1 protein-coding gene is annotated in these 499 nt (G+C 33.1%); it reads right to left on the bottom strand.

The window, feature by feature from the left end; genetic code table 11:
- A partial coding sequence (locus E3E36_RS11630; protein ID WP_167895554.1) for a TonB-dependent receptor occupies positions 1-499 on the bottom strand: 499 nt, incomplete at both ends.

Raw genomic sequence — 499 nt, 5'->3', positions numbered from 1 at the left:
AAAAGGTAGATATTTTTCAGAGTCTGCAACTGCTTTTCCGGATTGCCCTTTATTAATAGCATTTACCAATGAAAAACTGTTTTCGAAATGAATATTTTTGAAAGGATGCAAATCGATACTTAATTCTCCGCCGTATAAATTAGCACGAGATGACTGAAATTTAAAAGTTGAATTACCCGGTACAATTACAGAATCTTGTCCGTTAACACTTATTAATTTTTGATTATAAATATAATTATTGATGAAATTATTAAACAGGTTCAATTCAATTACTGCATATTTAGTTGAATACACTATACCAATGTCTTCCTGCAAACTGAATTCAGGTTTAAAATCAGGATTACCGATTTGATAAATATTTGTTCCGGGATGAACACCGTTGGCAGAAATTTCTGAAATGTTCGGAGCCCTGAAACCCCTGCTGATATAAGCTTTCAGCGACAATTTATCTGAAAAATTATAGGTTGCCCCGATACTGCCTGAAAAACCGGAAAAAGTA

Origin of the sequence: Thermococcus sp. M36 (assembly GCF_012027355.1) — an archaeon.
In the GTDB taxonomy this organism is placed as follows: Archaea; Methanobacteriota_B; Thermococci; order Thermococcales; family Thermococcaceae; genus Thermococcus.
The sequence above is the reverse complement of the archived record's forward strand: the minus strand, read 5'-3'. Positions and strand labels throughout refer to the sequence as shown.